The 14,472-nt window shown below is 40.3% G+C and carries 13 protein-coding genes; 6 read left to right on the forward strand and 7 right to left on the reverse strand.

Going from position 1 to position 14,472, the window contains the following annotated elements:
* Position 1 precedes the first annotated feature (1 nt).
* The 3 genes from trhA (at position 2) to lpxO (ending at position 3,116) form a co-directional block, all read left to right on the forward strand.
* Positions 2–643 (forward strand): PAQR family membrane homeostasis protein TrhA, encoded by a 642-nt coding sequence (gene trhA / locus F908_RS11795; RefSeq protein WP_005162123.1) that lies wholly within the window; start codon positions 2–4, stop codon positions 641–643.
* A 100-nt stretch (positions 644–743) separates the two neighbouring features.
* Complete coding sequence (locus tag F908_RS11800; protein WP_005162126.1) at positions 744–2,054, forward strand: MFS transporter; 1,311 nt, start codon at positions 744–746, stop codon at positions 2,052–2,054.
* Positions 2,055–2,210: 156 nt separating this feature from the next.
* Positions 2,211–3,116, forward strand: coding sequence for a lipid A hydroxylase LpxO (gene lpxO / locus F908_RS11805; RefSeq protein WP_005162128.1), 906 nt, complete (start codon positions 2,211–2,213; stop codon positions 3,114–3,116).
* 41 nt (positions 3,117–3,157) lie between these two features.
* Here lpxO and F908_RS11810 read toward each other — a convergent pair whose 3' ends face one another.
* Together F908_RS11810 and secA are read right to left on the reverse strand one after the other, a co-directional pair.
* On the reverse strand, positions 3,158–3,532 hold the full coding sequence (locus tag F908_RS11810) for a hypothetical protein (RefSeq protein ID WP_005162130.1): 375 nt from the start codon (positions 3,530–3,532) through the stop codon (positions 3,158–3,160).
* 145 nt (positions 3,533–3,677) lie between these two features.
* The gene (gene secA / locus F908_RS11815; protein WP_005162132.1) at positions 3,678–6,413 is read right to left on the reverse strand and encodes a preprotein translocase subunit SecA; all 2,736 of its coding nucleotides are present in this window, start codon (positions 6,411–6,413) and stop codon (positions 3,678–3,680) included.
* Between the two features lie 337 nt (positions 6,414–6,750).
* Between secA and F908_RS11820 the strand changes: the two genes are divergently transcribed.
* From F908_RS11820 to F908_RS11830, 3 genes are all read left to right on the forward strand, one after another.
* Positions 6,751–7,386 (forward strand): peroxiredoxin, encoded by a 636-nt coding sequence (locus tag F908_RS11820; RefSeq protein ID WP_005162134.1) that lies wholly within the window; start codon positions 6,751–6,753, stop codon positions 7,384–7,386.
* A gap of 182 nt (positions 7,387–7,568) precedes the next feature.
* Entirely contained in the window at positions 7,569–8,378 is an 810-nt protein-coding gene (locus tag F908_RS11825) for an MBL fold metallo-hydrolase (protein WP_005162136.1), read from the forward strand.
* A 1-nt stretch (position 8,379) separates the two neighbouring features.
* Entirely contained in the window at positions 8,380–8,967 is a 588-nt protein-coding gene (locus F908_RS11830) for a dual specificity protein phosphatase family protein (protein ID WP_005162137.1), read from the forward strand.
* A gap of 155 nt (positions 8,968–9,122) precedes the next feature.
* Here the strand turns inward: F908_RS11830 and F908_RS11835 are convergent, their stop codons facing one another.
* The 5 genes from F908_RS11835 to trpA form a co-directional block, all read right to left on the reverse strand.
* Complete coding sequence (locus F908_RS11835; protein ID WP_005162139.1) at positions 9,123–10,058, reverse strand: DUF6929 family protein; 936 nt, start codon at positions 10,056–10,058, stop codon at positions 9,123–9,125.
* A gap of 88 nt (positions 10,059–10,146) precedes the next feature.
* Complete coding sequence (locus tag F908_RS11840; RefSeq protein ID WP_005162141.1) at positions 10,147–11,253, reverse strand: SPOR domain-containing protein; 1,107 nt, start codon at positions 11,251–11,253, stop codon at positions 10,147–10,149.
* Positions 11,244–12,530, reverse strand: coding sequence for a bifunctional tetrahydrofolate synthase/dihydrofolate synthase (gene folC / locus F908_RS11845; protein ID WP_005162144.1), 1,287 nt, complete (start codon positions 12,528–12,530; stop codon positions 11,244–11,246). Before folC ends, F908_RS11840 begins: the two co-directional genes overlap by 10 nt.
* Positions 12,527–13,423: an acetyl-CoA carboxylase, carboxyltransferase subunit beta gene (gene accD / locus F908_RS11850; RefSeq protein ID WP_005162146.1), complete on the reverse strand. Its 897-nt coding sequence runs from the start codon at positions 13,421–13,423 to the stop codon at positions 12,527–12,529. Before accD ends, folC begins: the two co-directional genes overlap by 4 nt.
* A complete protein-coding gene (gene trpA, locus F908_RS11855) occupies positions 13,420–14,223 on the reverse strand; it encodes a tryptophan synthase subunit alpha (protein WP_005162149.1) in 804 nt (267 codons plus the stop codon). The genes accD and trpA overlap by 4 nt, the downstream gene beginning before the upstream one ends.
* Positions 14,224–14,472: the final 249 nt, after the last annotated feature.

Here is a 14,472-nt window from a genome sequence, read left to right on the forward strand (position 1 = left end):
AATGGCTTCAACCTCTCCACTCGATTATGATCCACAGGAAGAACTGATCAATGCCTATAGTCATGGCCTGGGTGCAGTACTGGCATTGATTGCCGCCATTTTTCTGATTGTGAAAGGCTATGGTTTACCTTTGGGACAATGGATCAGCTTATGGGTCTATGGTCTGAGTCTGGTGTTATTGCTCAGCAGCTCCATGTTGTATCACTTTGCTCAGGACGAACGTAAACGTTATTGGTATAAAAAACTGGATCATACCGCCATTTATTATTTAATTGCTGGAACCTACACGCCTTTCCTTAGTATTGGTATTCCAACGGCGAAAGCACATTACCTACTGATCGCCCTCTGGATCATTGCACTGATTGGAACATTGTTTAAGCTGGTGTTTATTCACCGCTTCCAGAAAGTATCACTGGCAGCCTATCTGATCATGGGTTGGCTGGCCGTTCTGGTGATGGATGACATGCAACGCTATCTTTCCAGAGATGCAATACAACTTCTGATCGCAGGCGGACTGGCGTATACGGTTGGCACATTGTTTTATGCCTTAAAAAAGGTAAGATATAGCCACGCAATTTGGCATGTTTTTGTGCTATTAGGGGCAGGTTTACACTTTTTAGCGATCTATTGCTATGTATTATAAATCCATGCATCGCAGGCAGCTTGCTGGGTAAATTCCGCATTCAAAAGAAATTTCAGGACAGGTTTTACTGTTTCCTGAATAAATCACATTAAGGTTTTGTATGTCGTCAAACGCTACGACTGTCACCACTGAAGTGGCCAGTAATTCAAAGGTACGGGTATTATTTGCCAGTCTGGTGGGTACTACGATTGAGTTTTTCGACTTTTATATCTACGCCACAGCGGCAGTGCTGATTTTCCCCCATTTATTTTTTCCTGAAAGCAGTGATGGCGCTGCGGTACTCAAATCACTGGCAACCTTTGCCATCGCCTTTATTGCCCGCCCGATTGGTGCGGCGATTTTTGGACATCTGGGTGATCGGATCGGGCGTAAAGCCACACTGGTTGCCGCCCTGCTCACTATGGGAATTTCCACTGTCTGTATCGGGCTGCTTCCAACCTATGCCCAGATTGGCATTGTTGCCCCATTGCTACTTGCCTTATGCCGTTTAGGACAAGGCTTAGGCTTGGGCGGTGAATGGAGTGGCGCGGTTCTACTTGCCACTGAAAATGCCCCAGAGGGTAAACGTGCATGGTATGGCATGTTTCCACAGCTTGGCGCACCGATTGGCTTTATTCTGGCAACAGGTTCATTCCTCCTGCTGAATGCCTTTATGTCTGAACAGGCCTTTATGACATGGGGCTGGCGTATTCCATTTATCTCCAGTGCAATTCTGGTGTTGGTCGGTTTGTATATCCGTTTAAAACTGCATGAAACCCCTGCTTTCCAGAAAGTGTTGAATAAGCAGAAAGAGGTCAATGTCCCTTTCAAAGAAGTTATGACCAGACATTTCCCGATGTTGGTATTGGGCACCATTGCCGCAATCTGTACCTTCGTAGTGTTCTATCTCACCACCGTGTTTGCATTGAACTGGGGAACCACTCAACTCGGTTATGCGCGCGGTGATTTTCTTGGCTTACAGTTGATTGCCACGCTATGCTTTGCAGCATTTATTCCACTGTCTGCGATTTTTGCAGAGAAGTTTGGCCGTAAAAATACCTCGATTGCTGTCTGCGTACTTTCAGCACTGTTCGGATTATGCTTTGCGCCATTACTAGGTTCAGGCAACCCAATACTGGTGTTCCTGTTCCTCTGTATTGGCCTTTCCATCATGGGACTGACTTATGGCCCGATTGGCACTGTACTTTCTGAAATTTTCCCAACCTCAGTACGCTACACAGGTTCAGCCTTGACATTCAATTTGGCAGGTATTTTTGGTGCGTCTTTTGCCCCTTATATCGCCACCAAACTGGCAGAAAACTATGGTCTGGGTGCCGTTGGTTTATATCTCAGTTTGGCATCCATTCTCTCTTTAATCGCGTTTTTACTGATTCGTGAAACCAAAAATGATGATGTAAATAACCAAATTTAATCATACCTCTTATTCTCGGATGATTTACTTAATTAATCATCCGATAACCATTCATCGGGCAATTTCAAACCTTTTACACTTGGTCTAACAACAACATTCTGCAAAATATTTTTTGTGCTAAAATACCTACCTCCTATTTTTTAGACGACTGTATATATGTACGCAGTGATTATCGTTGCCGTATTTTTAGTCAGCTTCCTATACACTTATTATCGTGGCAAGGAACGATTAAAAGCATCTCGACAATTATTCGACCATTCTACATTCCTAGCCCCAGTTAACATGTTTATGACGGGTTTTTCAAAACTCCCAAACCAACCGTTCTTTGATGTGGCGCAATTCCCAGAACTGAAACCATTACAAGATAACTGGCAAGTGATTCGAGAAGAAGCGATCCAACTTCAAAATCAAATTAAAGCTTCAGAAAAAAATAATGATGCTGGTTTTAATACTTTTTTTAAACGCGGTTGGAAACGCTTTTATCTGAAATGGTATCAAGATAGCCACCCATCAGCACAACAACTCTGCCCTAAAACAGTCGCTCTGTTGGAAAGTATTCCCTCTGTCAAAGCTGCCATGTTTACTGAATTACCATCTGGTAGTTATCTTGGGAAACATCGTGATCCTTATGCGGGCTCTGTTCGCTACCACTTAGGTTTAGTCACACCGAATAGCGATGACTGTTTCATTGAAGTCGATCAGGAGCGTTATTCTTGGAGAGATGGTGAAGCCACTGTTTTTGATGAAACTTATGTTCATTGGGCACATAATCAAACAGATGAAACACGTATTATCTTATTCTGTGATATTGAACGTCCAATGAAATGGGGTTGGGCACAGAAAGTAAATCATTGGTTCGGACGAAACGTAATGTCTGCTGCAAGTTCACCCAATGATGATCAAGATAAAACTGGTTTCATTAATCGCATCTTCAAATATGGCTATGCTGTACACGCCTATGGTCGTGAATTAAAACAACGTAATCGTCGTTTGTACTATGTGTCTAAATGGTTATTATTCGGCATTATTATTGGTCTAATACTTTTACCTAGCTTTTTATAAAAAAAGAGATGCTGAGCATCTCTTTTTTTGACATTAAATATTTATTTGGGTGGATGAGCACTCGCCGTTTGCACTGCCGCTTCACCGATTAAAGCAACTTTTGCTTTCTCTTGGCTTCTTGCTGATAAAGCAGGATTAGATGCAACAATACGATTAATATTGGCAGAGTTTGCAGGTGCAATTGCCGCAGTTTGCAACACGATTGGACGATTACCTGTATCACCTAGAGTATAACGAATACCAGTACGTGGGCTAATCACAGTGGTAACTTCACGTTTAACCTGTGCATCAGCAGTAGTCGCTCCTTTTGCTGCAAGCACTTTATCGACCGTAGTCGTTTGAGGAACGTTGTCTGCAAGTGCAACGCCAGATAATGCAGCACTCGCTAAAATTAAAAGTTGTAATGGCTTTTTCATTGTCTTCCCGCTTTTAATGCGAATCCAATTAAGGAGGATAATTCTCATAATAAAACTACAAAGTTGCTCTAGACACAAGTTACTTCTCGTAAAAAAGCAGAGCAAATGCTCTGCTTTTCATTTGAATACAAACTAAGTCAAAATTTTAAATTTTACCGTGACATTGTTTATATTTTAAACCTGAACCACATGGGCATGGCGCATTACGGCTTTCTGGCACTGGAAATACTGCATTTCCAGATAAGCTACCACTCTCTTCAGAAATCGTCACTTCACCTGTTAAACCATCAACATCATCATGTTCAAAAGAAAGACGCATAGATTCAGCTTGACGTTGTTGCTGAGCTTCTAATTCAGCCAACTCTTCTGCTGTTGGTACGTGAACGCGGGATAGATCAGTTACAACATCTGATTTAATAATACCCAGCATATTCACGAACAAATTAAACGCTTCTTTCTTATACTCTTGCTCAGGATTTTTCTGAGCATAGCCACGTAAATGGATCCCTTGACGTAAATAATCCATCGCTGCTAAATGATCTTTCCAATGACGATCAAGTGAATTCAACATAAAGTGACGTTCGAGCATTGCGGCTGACTCATCACCCATTTGCTCACGGCGTTGACGATAACGTGCAATTACTTCATCAGAAATACGCGCAATCAAACCTTCCTCATCCAAGCGGCGATCTTGATCTAACCACTGCTGTACAGGAAGCTCGATACCTAGATCCGTGCGTAAAGCAGTTTCTAGACCAGGAATATCCCATTGATCATGGATTGATTCAGGTGGAATGAAGTTCGCAATTACCCCTTTCATCACCTCTTTATGCATCTCTTCGATATAATCTTGTAATGTACTTTCTGCCAAAATCTCATCACGTTGTGAGTAAATAATTTTACGTTGTTCATTATTTACATCGTCGTACTTCAATAGATTTTTACGAATATCAAAGTTACGTGCTTCAACTTTGCGCTGCGCATTTTCAATCGAACGACTCACCATTTTGTGCTCAATGGCTTCATTTTCTTGCAAGCCCATTGCACGCATCATCGCAACGACACGATCGCCCGCAAAGATACGCATCAAATCATCTTCAAGTGATAAATAGAAGCGTGATACACCTGGGTCACCTTGACGACCTGCACGACCACGAAGCTGGTTATCAATACGACGAGATTCATGACGTTCCGAACCGATGATATGTAAACCACCAGAATTTAACACATCTTCGTGATCTTTTTCCCATTGTGCTTGTAAATGAGCTTCGTCTTCAGGGGTAGGATTTTCAATTTTGGCAAGTTTTGCTTTCCAGTTACCACCCAGCAAAATATCCGTACCACGACCCGCCATGTTGGTTGCAATCGTGACGGCATTTGGGCTACCTGCTTGCGCAATAATATCTGCTTCACGCTCATGTTGTTTTGCGTTCAAAACTTCATGATGAATCCCTGCTTGCAGCAGTTTTGAAGATAATATTTCACTTGCTTCAATCGTTGCCGTACCAATCAAAATCGGCGCAACACCTTGTTTACGAATATTGGTAATTTCTTCGATAATTGCGTTGTATTTACCGTTACGATTTAAATAAATTAAGTCGTTATGATCCTTACGCACCATCGGACGGTGAGTTGGGATAATAACAACATCTAAACCATAGATTTCTTTCATTTCAGCAGCTTCAGTATCAGCTGTACCTGTCATACCTGAAAGCTTTTTATATAAACGGAAATAGTTCTGGAACGTTGTGGTTGCCAAAGTTTGGTTTTCTGGTTGAATTTCCATGTTCTCTTTGGCTTCAACTGCTTGGTGCAAACCTTCAGACCAACGACGACCAGGCATCGTACGACCCGTACTTTCATCAACAATAATCACTTCTTCTTTTTGAGTCTGAGGATTAATGCCAATAATGTAGTGAACGTTCTTTTGGTATAGATAATGCGCACGAATCGCAGCAGTGACATGGTGAACCAGATTTAGGTTCGCAGCAGAATAAAGACTTTCACCCTCAGCAAGTAATCCCATACGGATTAACTCTTGCTCAACAGTCTCGTAACCAACCTCAGTCATTTCAACTGAGCGTTGTTTCTCATCAACCCAGAAGTGTCCGCCATCAGCCACTTTTTCTTCTTTCTGAGGTTTTAATGTTGGAGGAATACTATTGATTAGCTGATATAAATGCGATGAATCTTCACTTTGACCTGAAATAATCAATGGTGTACGTGCTTCATCAATCAAGATCGAGTCTACTTCATCGATGATCGCATAACTTAAACCACGTTGTTTTTTCTCTTGTAGAGAAAACACCATATTGTCACGAAGATAATCAAAGCCAAATTCGTTGTTCGTACCGTAAGTAATGTCTGCTAAATAAGCTTGTGCTTTCTCAGCAGGCATTTGCATCGAATAAATCACACCGATGCTTAAACCCAAAAACTCAAATAATGGGCGGTTGAGTTCAGCATCACGTTGTGCAAGATAGTCATTGACGGTGATGACATGCACACCCTGACCACTCAATGCATTGAGGTAACACGCTAAAGTACCCATCAGGGTTTTACCTTCACCTGTACGCATCTCAGCAATTTTGCCTTCGTGCAGTGTGATACCACCAATCAACTGAACATCATAGTGACGCATTCCCATCACGCGTTTTGCAGCTTCACGACAAACTGCAAATGCTTCAGGTAATAATTTATTTAGGCTTTCACCGTTTTTAAATCTTTCTTTGAATTCTTGAGTTTTTGCAGAAAGGTCTGCATCGTTAAGAGCAGATATCGTCGGTTCAAGCGCATTGATTTGTTCAACAATTTTACGCATGCGTTTGAGCTCACGCTCATTTTTAGTACCGAAGATACCTCCGATCAGACTTGCCAACATGAATAAACTCTCTAATCCTGTTTGTTTAAATAGGTAATTTTTTCTTAGCTGTTATTATGGAGTCAGAAATAAGAACTACAAGGGCTTTGCATCCAAACAGGTAAAAAAACTGCGAGGCGATTCTGACATCACACAACTAAAGAGCGTTAATGTAGCAAATTTGGATTTAACTTACATCGCTTTGCGTGTGAATTTATGATCAATTTTTTAGCTTCGCTACATTCAATTATCTTAAATTCTCATAACAAAATGAAAAAACAATAATTTTATTTATAAAGCTATTCCTGCATATTAAATACACACATAAAACATCAATAATGTATTGAGGACTAATTAAATGACATTACGTTTAGGTGATATCGCCCCGAATTTCCAACAAGACTCTAGCGACGGTCATATTGATTTTTATCAATTTTTAGACGACAGCTGGGGCATTTTATTCTCACATCCAGCGGATTTCACCCCAGTTTGTACCACTGAACTTGGCTTCACCGCTAAACTGAAAGATGAATTTACAAAGCGTGGCGTCAAAGCAATTGCGCTTTCAGTCGACGATGTTGAATCGCATAAAAGCTGGATTCAAGATATTAATGAAACACAAAATACTACGGTCAACTTTCCAATTATTGCGGATAAAGATCGTAAAGTTTCTGAACTATATGGTTTTATCCACCCAAATGCGAGTGAGACCCTAACTGTTCGTTCACTGGTCATTATTGATCCGAGTAAAAAAGTCCGCTTGATTATTACTTATCCAGCCTCAACAGGTCGTAACTTTAATGAAGTATTGCGAGTACTGGATTCACTACAGCTAACGGATAAACATAAAGTCGCAACACCTGCAAATTGGCAACATGGTGAAGATGTCGTCATTGTACCATCGTTGAAAGATGAAGAAGAAATTAAACAACGTTTTCCTCAAGGCTATACCGCAGTGAAACCTTATCTACGTTTAACACCACAACCTGAGTGAGGATCAAACGAGCAACGCTCGTTACGAACGCAAGTCGAACAGTAAAAATATTGAATCTGAATAACAAACTCTATTGCCTATCGACCCGATGGGCTTTTTAAATCGCAAAATAAAAACTTGTTGGTATTTTTTAGTCGATACGTTATAAAAATAATTCTCTTCAAAATAGAATAACAATCACGATGATTTATAACATCCATCATCTCCATTGCGGAAGCTTCTGCCCTGTTTGTGCTCCCCTATTTGGACAAAAAGGCTGGAAAGCACATCTGGTTTGTCATTGCCTACTTATTGAAACTGATCGAGGTCTGGTTTTAATTGATACAGGCTTGGGTACACAGGACTATTTGCACACTGAACAACGTCTAGGTTCATTACTGACTCAATTTGGTTCGATTGTGCCCAATCTCAAATTAAGTGCCATCGAACAAATTCAAAAATTAGGTTTACGCCCTGAAGATGTGCAACATATCTTTGTCACACATCTTGATTTTGATCATGCAGGTGGTATCTCAGATTTTCCTAATGCAACCGTGCATATTTTAGCTTCCGAGTTTAATGCAACACAGACATTAACAGCCAAAGGTAAACTTCGTTATAAAACTGAACAATTTAAACAACATCGTCATTGGAATTTTGCTGAACATACCAATGGTGAAGCTTGGTTTAATTTAAAAAGGGTTCAAGGTCTTCCTTTTTTCCAAGATGAAATATTGATGATTCCATTGATTGGTCATACTGCTGGACATTGTGGTATTGCAATTAAAAAAGCTGAAGGCTGGATTTTATTCTGTGGTGATGCGTATTACACCCATTTAGAACTCAATCCAAAAAACAAATTGAGAGCCTTAGATTTTACTGAACGTTTATTGGCAGAAGATAATCGACAAAGGTTACATAACCTTAAACAGTTACAATATCTGGCTCAACATGAACCGAGTATTGAGTTAATTTGTGCGCATGATCCTGTTGAATTTGATCGTTATCAATAATATGAAAAAAGCGCTTATCACTGTTGTTCTTTTATCAACGCTTAATGTTTCTGGGTGTATGCAGCATTCGAGTTTAGAAAAAGACCAACGTCCTCAAAATTGGGGAACTCTTATTTCTAACACTCATAATTTTTATCAAATTAGTTCAGATGTTTTTCGTAGCGAACAGCCGAGTATTGATTTGATCCCAAGCCTTGAAGCTCATCAAATTAATACGATTATCAATTTGAGAGCTAGAAATGAAGATGCCAAAGTTTTAAAAGATCAGCCTTTTAATCTGGTACACATTCCAATCAATACTTGGGCAATCAATCGTAAAGACTTGTTAGAAGCAATGCGTGTTATTCAAACTGCTAAACAACAAAACCAGAAAATCCTAGTGCATTGCTATCATGGCTCAGATCGAACTGGTGCCACAATTGCGATGTATCGAATTATTTTTGAGCATTGGGCAATTGAAGATGCGGTTAAAGAAATGAAACAAGGAGGATACGGCTATCATATTATTTGGAAAAATATTGACCACCTTTTCACCCCTGAAAATATAAAATGGATTCAACAACAACTTTCGAATCCAGCATCTATTTAGATTGCGAGATGAGTTTTAGATTAAATCCAATTTTTAGAGAGATAGAGCTTAGACGTGTAAGATTTGTTTCTTTAATTTTTGGGTTTTATGCATTTTTTATTGGGCTTTTAAAAAACCTAATTTTATAAGTTGAATGGTAAGTTAAGAAATACGGACTAACGTGAAGAATTGGCAAAAACAGAGTTGCTAAGTAATAGTTTAAAAACTTCAGAATCACCACCATCGCTATCCGTGACCAATAAAAATACCTCACCATCCGATGTCGACTCTAACCATGTAATTCCTTCTACTTTAATAGCAAGAGTTTGTCCTTTCGAATCCTGAATCAGATGTGTATATAAAATTTTTCCCTCAGGCGATAACACCAAAATAAAACTGCCTAGCACCGCGCCATCATCATAAGTATTTAATGTTTGCTCAACCGCAGCAGTGGCAACAATTAGATTTTTCTCCACAAAAAAATAAGCATCAGAAATACCACTTGCTGCCCCTTCAAGCTCTGGTAATGTCAGATTGAATGATTTTTTGAGCGCACATTCTAATGATTTTCCATTTTGAATTTTTATTAAATCAAAGACTAAAACACCATGAAAACGATTGATATTGCCACGTTGAAAAATGTATAAATTGTTTTGATCTGAACAAACTGCTTCTATATTGAGATCAGCGCCACCAGTCAACGCCAAACAATGTTCTAGGAAATCATAATCCGAGGTATCAAGTAAAACATGAACCTGATGATCAGCTGGATTATACAATAATGCTTTTTTTCGATTTTCTGTAGAACCTGAACCCATCACTAGTAACTGAGGTTGTCCGTCAAAGCGAATACAGCTAAGCGCTTCAAAGTCTGGTTTAGTTTTTTTACTAAATACCGTTAGTGTCGTATGCTTAGGCTGTTCAAATAATGGAATTTTTTCAAAATTAGTCGCACGATTGATGTTATTTTTTCGATCGGTTTTGAGTAAGAAACCCACATCATCTCCAACCAAGTAGAGATCATCCCCCACACAAGCCGCGCCAGAAAGTGCACTAACACTCGAATCCTCTGAAAATATAAAGTGTTCTAATATCTTAAAGCCGCTACTCATCTTGTACTCACTGCCCGCAGAAATAGAACACTTGTAACAAGGTCAAAACCAGACGCTTTCCAGCTTTGATCTAGTCGTTTATCTTTTGTTATCGCTGATCAAGTGGAACCCAATCAATCACCCACGCTGATTTCATATTTAAACTTTCATCAGAGGTAATTTTTTTACGTGCTGCATCTGCAACATCTCGGTCCTTCGATGGTCCAACCATGATACGAATTCCTTTTGAAGTCGGGCTTGTTGTAACCTTATAACCTTTGGCACGCAATTTAGATACAACTGCATCTGCATTGGCTTGGTTAGCAGCCAATGCCACTTGTACCATCCACTTTTTATCTCCATTTTCCATGAGATCACGAGCCTTTTCAGCTTCGGCTTTTTTCTCAGCATCAGCTTTACGCTTTTTCTCGTCAGCCGATTTTTTCTCAGCTTCAGCTTTACGCTTCTCTTCAGCTGCTTTTTTCTCAGCTTCGGCTTTACGTTTATCTTCGGCAACTTTCTTGTCTGCCTCAACTTTACGCTTTTCTTCTAACGCTTTTTTATCAGCGTCAGCTTTACGCTTATCTTCCTCAGCCTTTTTTTCAGCTTCTGCCTTACGCTTCTCTTCTGCCAACTTTTTTTCGGCTTCAGCCTTGCGCTTGTCTTCCGCTAACTTTTTATCAGTATCATTTTTCTGCTGATCTGTTTTTTGCTGTTCTAATTTTTTCTTTTCATCTAATTTATTTTTTTCTTCGGTTGCTCGTTGTGTCTTAGCTTTATCATCTTCGCCAAGCTCTGGCGGAATGTTATCAGAGCTTTCCTGTTCGGCTGTACGGCGTGCATTAATTGCAGCGTATTCTTCGGCTGCTTTACGCGCAGCAGCAGCTTCAGCTTCTTGTTGCATTTTTAGAAAATCAGCTGCACGTGCTTCTTGTTCAGCAACGGCTTTCTCACGAGAACGGCGTTGTTCTTCAAGCAATCTTTTTTCTGTCTCAACATCTACCGCTAATGGTTGTAATGAAACCATTTCACCTTCTTGGGTCGATTGAGCTGTTTGAGTTTTAGGTTCTGTTTTAGGAATTGGGTGTGTAATTGCCGTTTGCGTTTTGTCATGCCCTATTTCGTCATTACCTTTAAGGAGTAATGCTGCCAATAAAACACCTCCACCCAATAGAACAACGCCTCCCATCCAGCGTTGTTTGTTATTCATTGACATTGTTCTAAATACTCCCAAACCGCTTCTAAGGTATGAAACGATCCACAGACTAAAATCAGCTGATTGTTATTACTTTGCTTCAGCACATCTTCAAAGGCTTGCTGGATATTACCGTACTCATATACCTGTTGACCTTGTAATGCATCATGTAATTGATGCAATGGGGCTGCTCTAGGTACATTTAAACTAGCAATAAACCAATCTTTTACTGTTGTTTTTAGTAAATCGGTGACAGACGAGATATCTTTATCTGCCAACATTGAAAATACTGCGACAACATCTGTGTACTGTTTATTGTATTTTAAGAATTTTCGCAATTGATTCAATAAAAATTCGACGCCATGTGGATTATGTCCAGCATCAAAAATCACTGTTTTGTCTTGAATTTGCCGTATTTCAAAACGACCTTGCAAACGTGCTTGCTGAATACCTGTTGCAATCGCTGCCTGAGAGACCTCAATACCACTCACCAGTACCGCTGCAACAGCAGTCGAAATATTATCGAATGCAAGCTGACCGATTGGCAGTTTTAGCGTTGTGCCAGAGGATGCAAATGACCAAGTTTGACCATCGTCATTAAGTTGATAAAAATAATCTCGATTCAGCGCATATAGATCTGCTTGAGTTTCAGCTACTTTATCTTGAATCGCTTGGGGTAATTGTTGTTGACCCGCAAATACCACTGGAATATTCGGACGAATAATCCCTGCTTTCTCAAAGGCGATTTTTTCTATCGTGTCACCTAACCATTCGACATGATCTAAACCAATATTGGTAATCACGGCAATATCAGGATCAATCACATTCACGACATCCAGACGACCACCTAAGCCAACCTCAAGTACCCATACATCACATTGTTTTAGTTTAAAAATAAGAAAAGCAGCCAAAGTGGTTGCTTCAAAAAAGGACAATGATAAACCACATTCTCGGCGGGCTTGGTCAACCAACACAAAGGCATCAACTAAGTTTTGATCATCAACTTCAATCCCAGCAAGTTTTACCCGCTCATTAAAACGATAAATATGCGGTGATTGATATAAACCAACTTTATAACCTTGTGCATTTAAAATTGCAGCGAGTGTCGTTGTTGTTGAGCCTTTACCATTCGTTCCTGCCACAGTAAAAACTTTTGCTTGAGGTTGCATAACTCCCAGTTTTTCAGCAACGGGAATTACGCGCTCTAAACCTAAATCAATGCCTGTAACATGAACATGGCCCCAATAATCGAGCCATGTTGTTAATGTATCTGTAGAATGTGGTGCGTCCAGTTTCAAGGTAAATTCATCAGTTTAGCTACGAGTCGATATACAGTATCACGTAATGCATGACGATGAACAATTTGATCGACCACACCATGATCAAGCAAATATTCTGCACGTTGGAACGGTTCTTCCAATTTCTCGCGAACTGTTTGTTCAATGACGCGTTTACCTGCAAAACCAATCATCGCTTTCGGTTCGGCAATATGTACATCACCTAACATCGCTAATGAAGCTGTTACACCTCCATAGACGGGATGAGTCAATACAACGAGGTATGGAACACGAGCTTCTTTCATTTTTTGAATCGCAGCCGAAGTGCGTGCCATTTGCATTAAAGACAACATGCCTTCTTGCATACGAGCACCGCCTGAAGCAGCAAAACAAATTAACGGTTGATGTAGTTGAATTGCTCGTTCTGCCGCTTGGATAAAACGATCACCAACAACGGTCCCCATTGAACCACCCATAAAATCGAACTCAAATGCACAAGCCACCAAGTCCAAACCTTTTAATGAACCTTGCATTACAACTAACGCTTCTGTTTCACCAGTTTTATCTTGTGCTTCACGCATACGCTCTGGATAAGGTCTGCTATCCACAAACTTCAATGGATCTTTCGCACTAAATTCTTGACCTAACTCTGCATTGACTTGATCAAAGAACCAATTCAAACGATCACGTGCCCGCATACGCAAATGCTCATCGCATTGTGGGCATACGTAGGCATTAAATGACATTGCCGTACGTGTTACTAAGGCATGACATTCAGGACATTCAATGGTTGGTTCCGTAAATGTTGCTTTGAATGTTTGTTGTTCATTCACAACTTGAATACCAGGCACTTGACGCTCTGTCCAAGGCGTTGATGGGCTCAGAACCTTCCCTGCTGTTAACTCTTGACTCATACTAACTCATCGAGCGCGGCTCGAAGCTCCTTCACTTTATTCAGCGTCTGTTGCACAGCTTCGTCTGCTGGCAATGTCGCAAAAGATTTAACGAAAGCACTTCCTACGATTACGGCATCAGCAACTTGACCCATTGCTTTTGCAGAAGCTGCATCACTAATCCCAAAACCAACTCCAACAGGAACGTTAGTCATGCTCTTAATTTTCGCAATACGAGCTGCTGCTTCAGAGGTATCTAGTGTTGCTGCACCTGTCACACCTTTTAACGACACATAGTAAACAAAGCCACTGGCTTGATTTACAACATGCTGAATACGTTTATCAGTTGATGTTGGTGCGAGTAAGAAAATTTGATCCATCTCATTTTGTTTTAAGACATCGCCAAATTGCTTTGATTCTTCAGGGGGTAAGTCCACCAAAAGTACACCATCAACACCACAATCTTTCGCATAAGCCACAAACTTTTCATAACCAATCACTTCAACAGGATTTAAATACCCCATTAAAACAACGGGTGTCGTTTGATCTTTTTCGCGAAATTCTTTCACCATATTCAAAGCATCGAGTGTGCTCGATCCACCTGCTAAAGCACGTTCAGCAGCTAAGGCAATCACTGGACCATCCGCCATTGGGTCTGAGAATGGCAAACCCAACTCAACTACATCAACGCCTGCTTCAACCATTTGATGAAGCAATGGAACCGTGACTTGTGGATGCGGATCTCCTGCCATAACATAAGAAACAAGCGCTTTACGGTGCTGAGATTTAAGCTGTTCAAAACGAGTGGCAAGACGTGACATAGGATTATGCTTTCCTTGATTTATATAAATTGAGGAGTTGTTTGTAGTCATACAATAACACTGCATTGTAACGCTATTTTTTGTTCATTGAACAGAGTTTGACGTGATTGCAGCAGTGAATGTTGCTACTTACAACTGCCCTGCTACATTTATCTATATTTTCAGCTTTTTCTCAATGATCAAAGCTTCCTAATTTTAGCTTCATCGAGGCTGATTTTAGAAATGAGCTCAGCTCCTTTATACTACTCG

It is taken from the genome of Acinetobacter sp. NIPH 284 (assembly GCF_000369425.1).
Lineage (GTDB): Bacteria > Pseudomonadota > Gammaproteobacteria > Pseudomonadales > Moraxellaceae > Acinetobacter.

Excerpts from the sequence above, each read along its gene's own strand:
- trhA (WP_005162123.1), top strand. The coding sequence starts at position 2 with ATGGCTTCAACCTCTCCACTCGATTATGATCCACAGGAAGAACTGATC.
- F908_RS11800 (WP_005162126.1), top strand. The coding sequence starts at position 744 with ATGTCGTCAAACGCTACGACTGTCACCACTGAAGTGGCCAGTAATTCA.
- lpxO (WP_005162128.1), top strand. The coding sequence starts at position 2,211 with ATGTACGCAGTGATTATCGTTGCCGTATTTTTAGTCAGCTTCCTATAC.
- F908_RS11810 (WP_005162130.1), bottom strand. The coding sequence starts at position 3,532 with ATGAAAAAGCCATTACAACTTTTAATTTTAGCGAGTGCTGCATTATCT.
- secA (WP_005162132.1), bottom strand. The coding sequence starts at position 6,413 with ATGTTGGCAAGTCTGATCGGAGGTATCTTCGGTACTAAAAATGAGCGT.
- F908_RS11820 (WP_005162134.1), top strand. The coding sequence starts at position 6,751 with ATGACATTACGTTTAGGTGATATCGCCCCGAATTTCCAACAAGACTCT.
- F908_RS11825 (WP_005162136.1), top strand. The coding sequence starts at position 7,569 with ATGATTTATAACATCCATCATCTCCATTGCGGAAGCTTCTGCCCTGTT.
- F908_RS11830 (WP_005162137.1), top strand. The coding sequence starts at position 8,380 with ATGAAAAAAGCGCTTATCACTGTTGTTCTTTTATCAACGCTTAATGTT.
- F908_RS11835 (WP_005162139.1), bottom strand. The coding sequence starts at position 10,058 with ATGAGTAGCGGCTTTAAGATATTAGAACACTTTATATTTTCAGAGGAT.
- F908_RS11840 (WP_005162141.1), bottom strand. The coding sequence starts at position 11,253 with ATGTCAATGAATAACAAACAACGCTGGATGGGAGGCGTTGTTCTATTG.
- accD (WP_005162146.1), bottom strand. The coding sequence starts at position 13,423 with ATGAGTCAAGAGTTAACAGCAGGGAAGGTTCTGAGCCCATCAACGCCT.
- trpA (WP_005162149.1), bottom strand. The coding sequence starts at position 14,223 with ATGTCACGTCTTGCCACTCGTTTTGAACAGCTTAAATCTCAGCACCGT.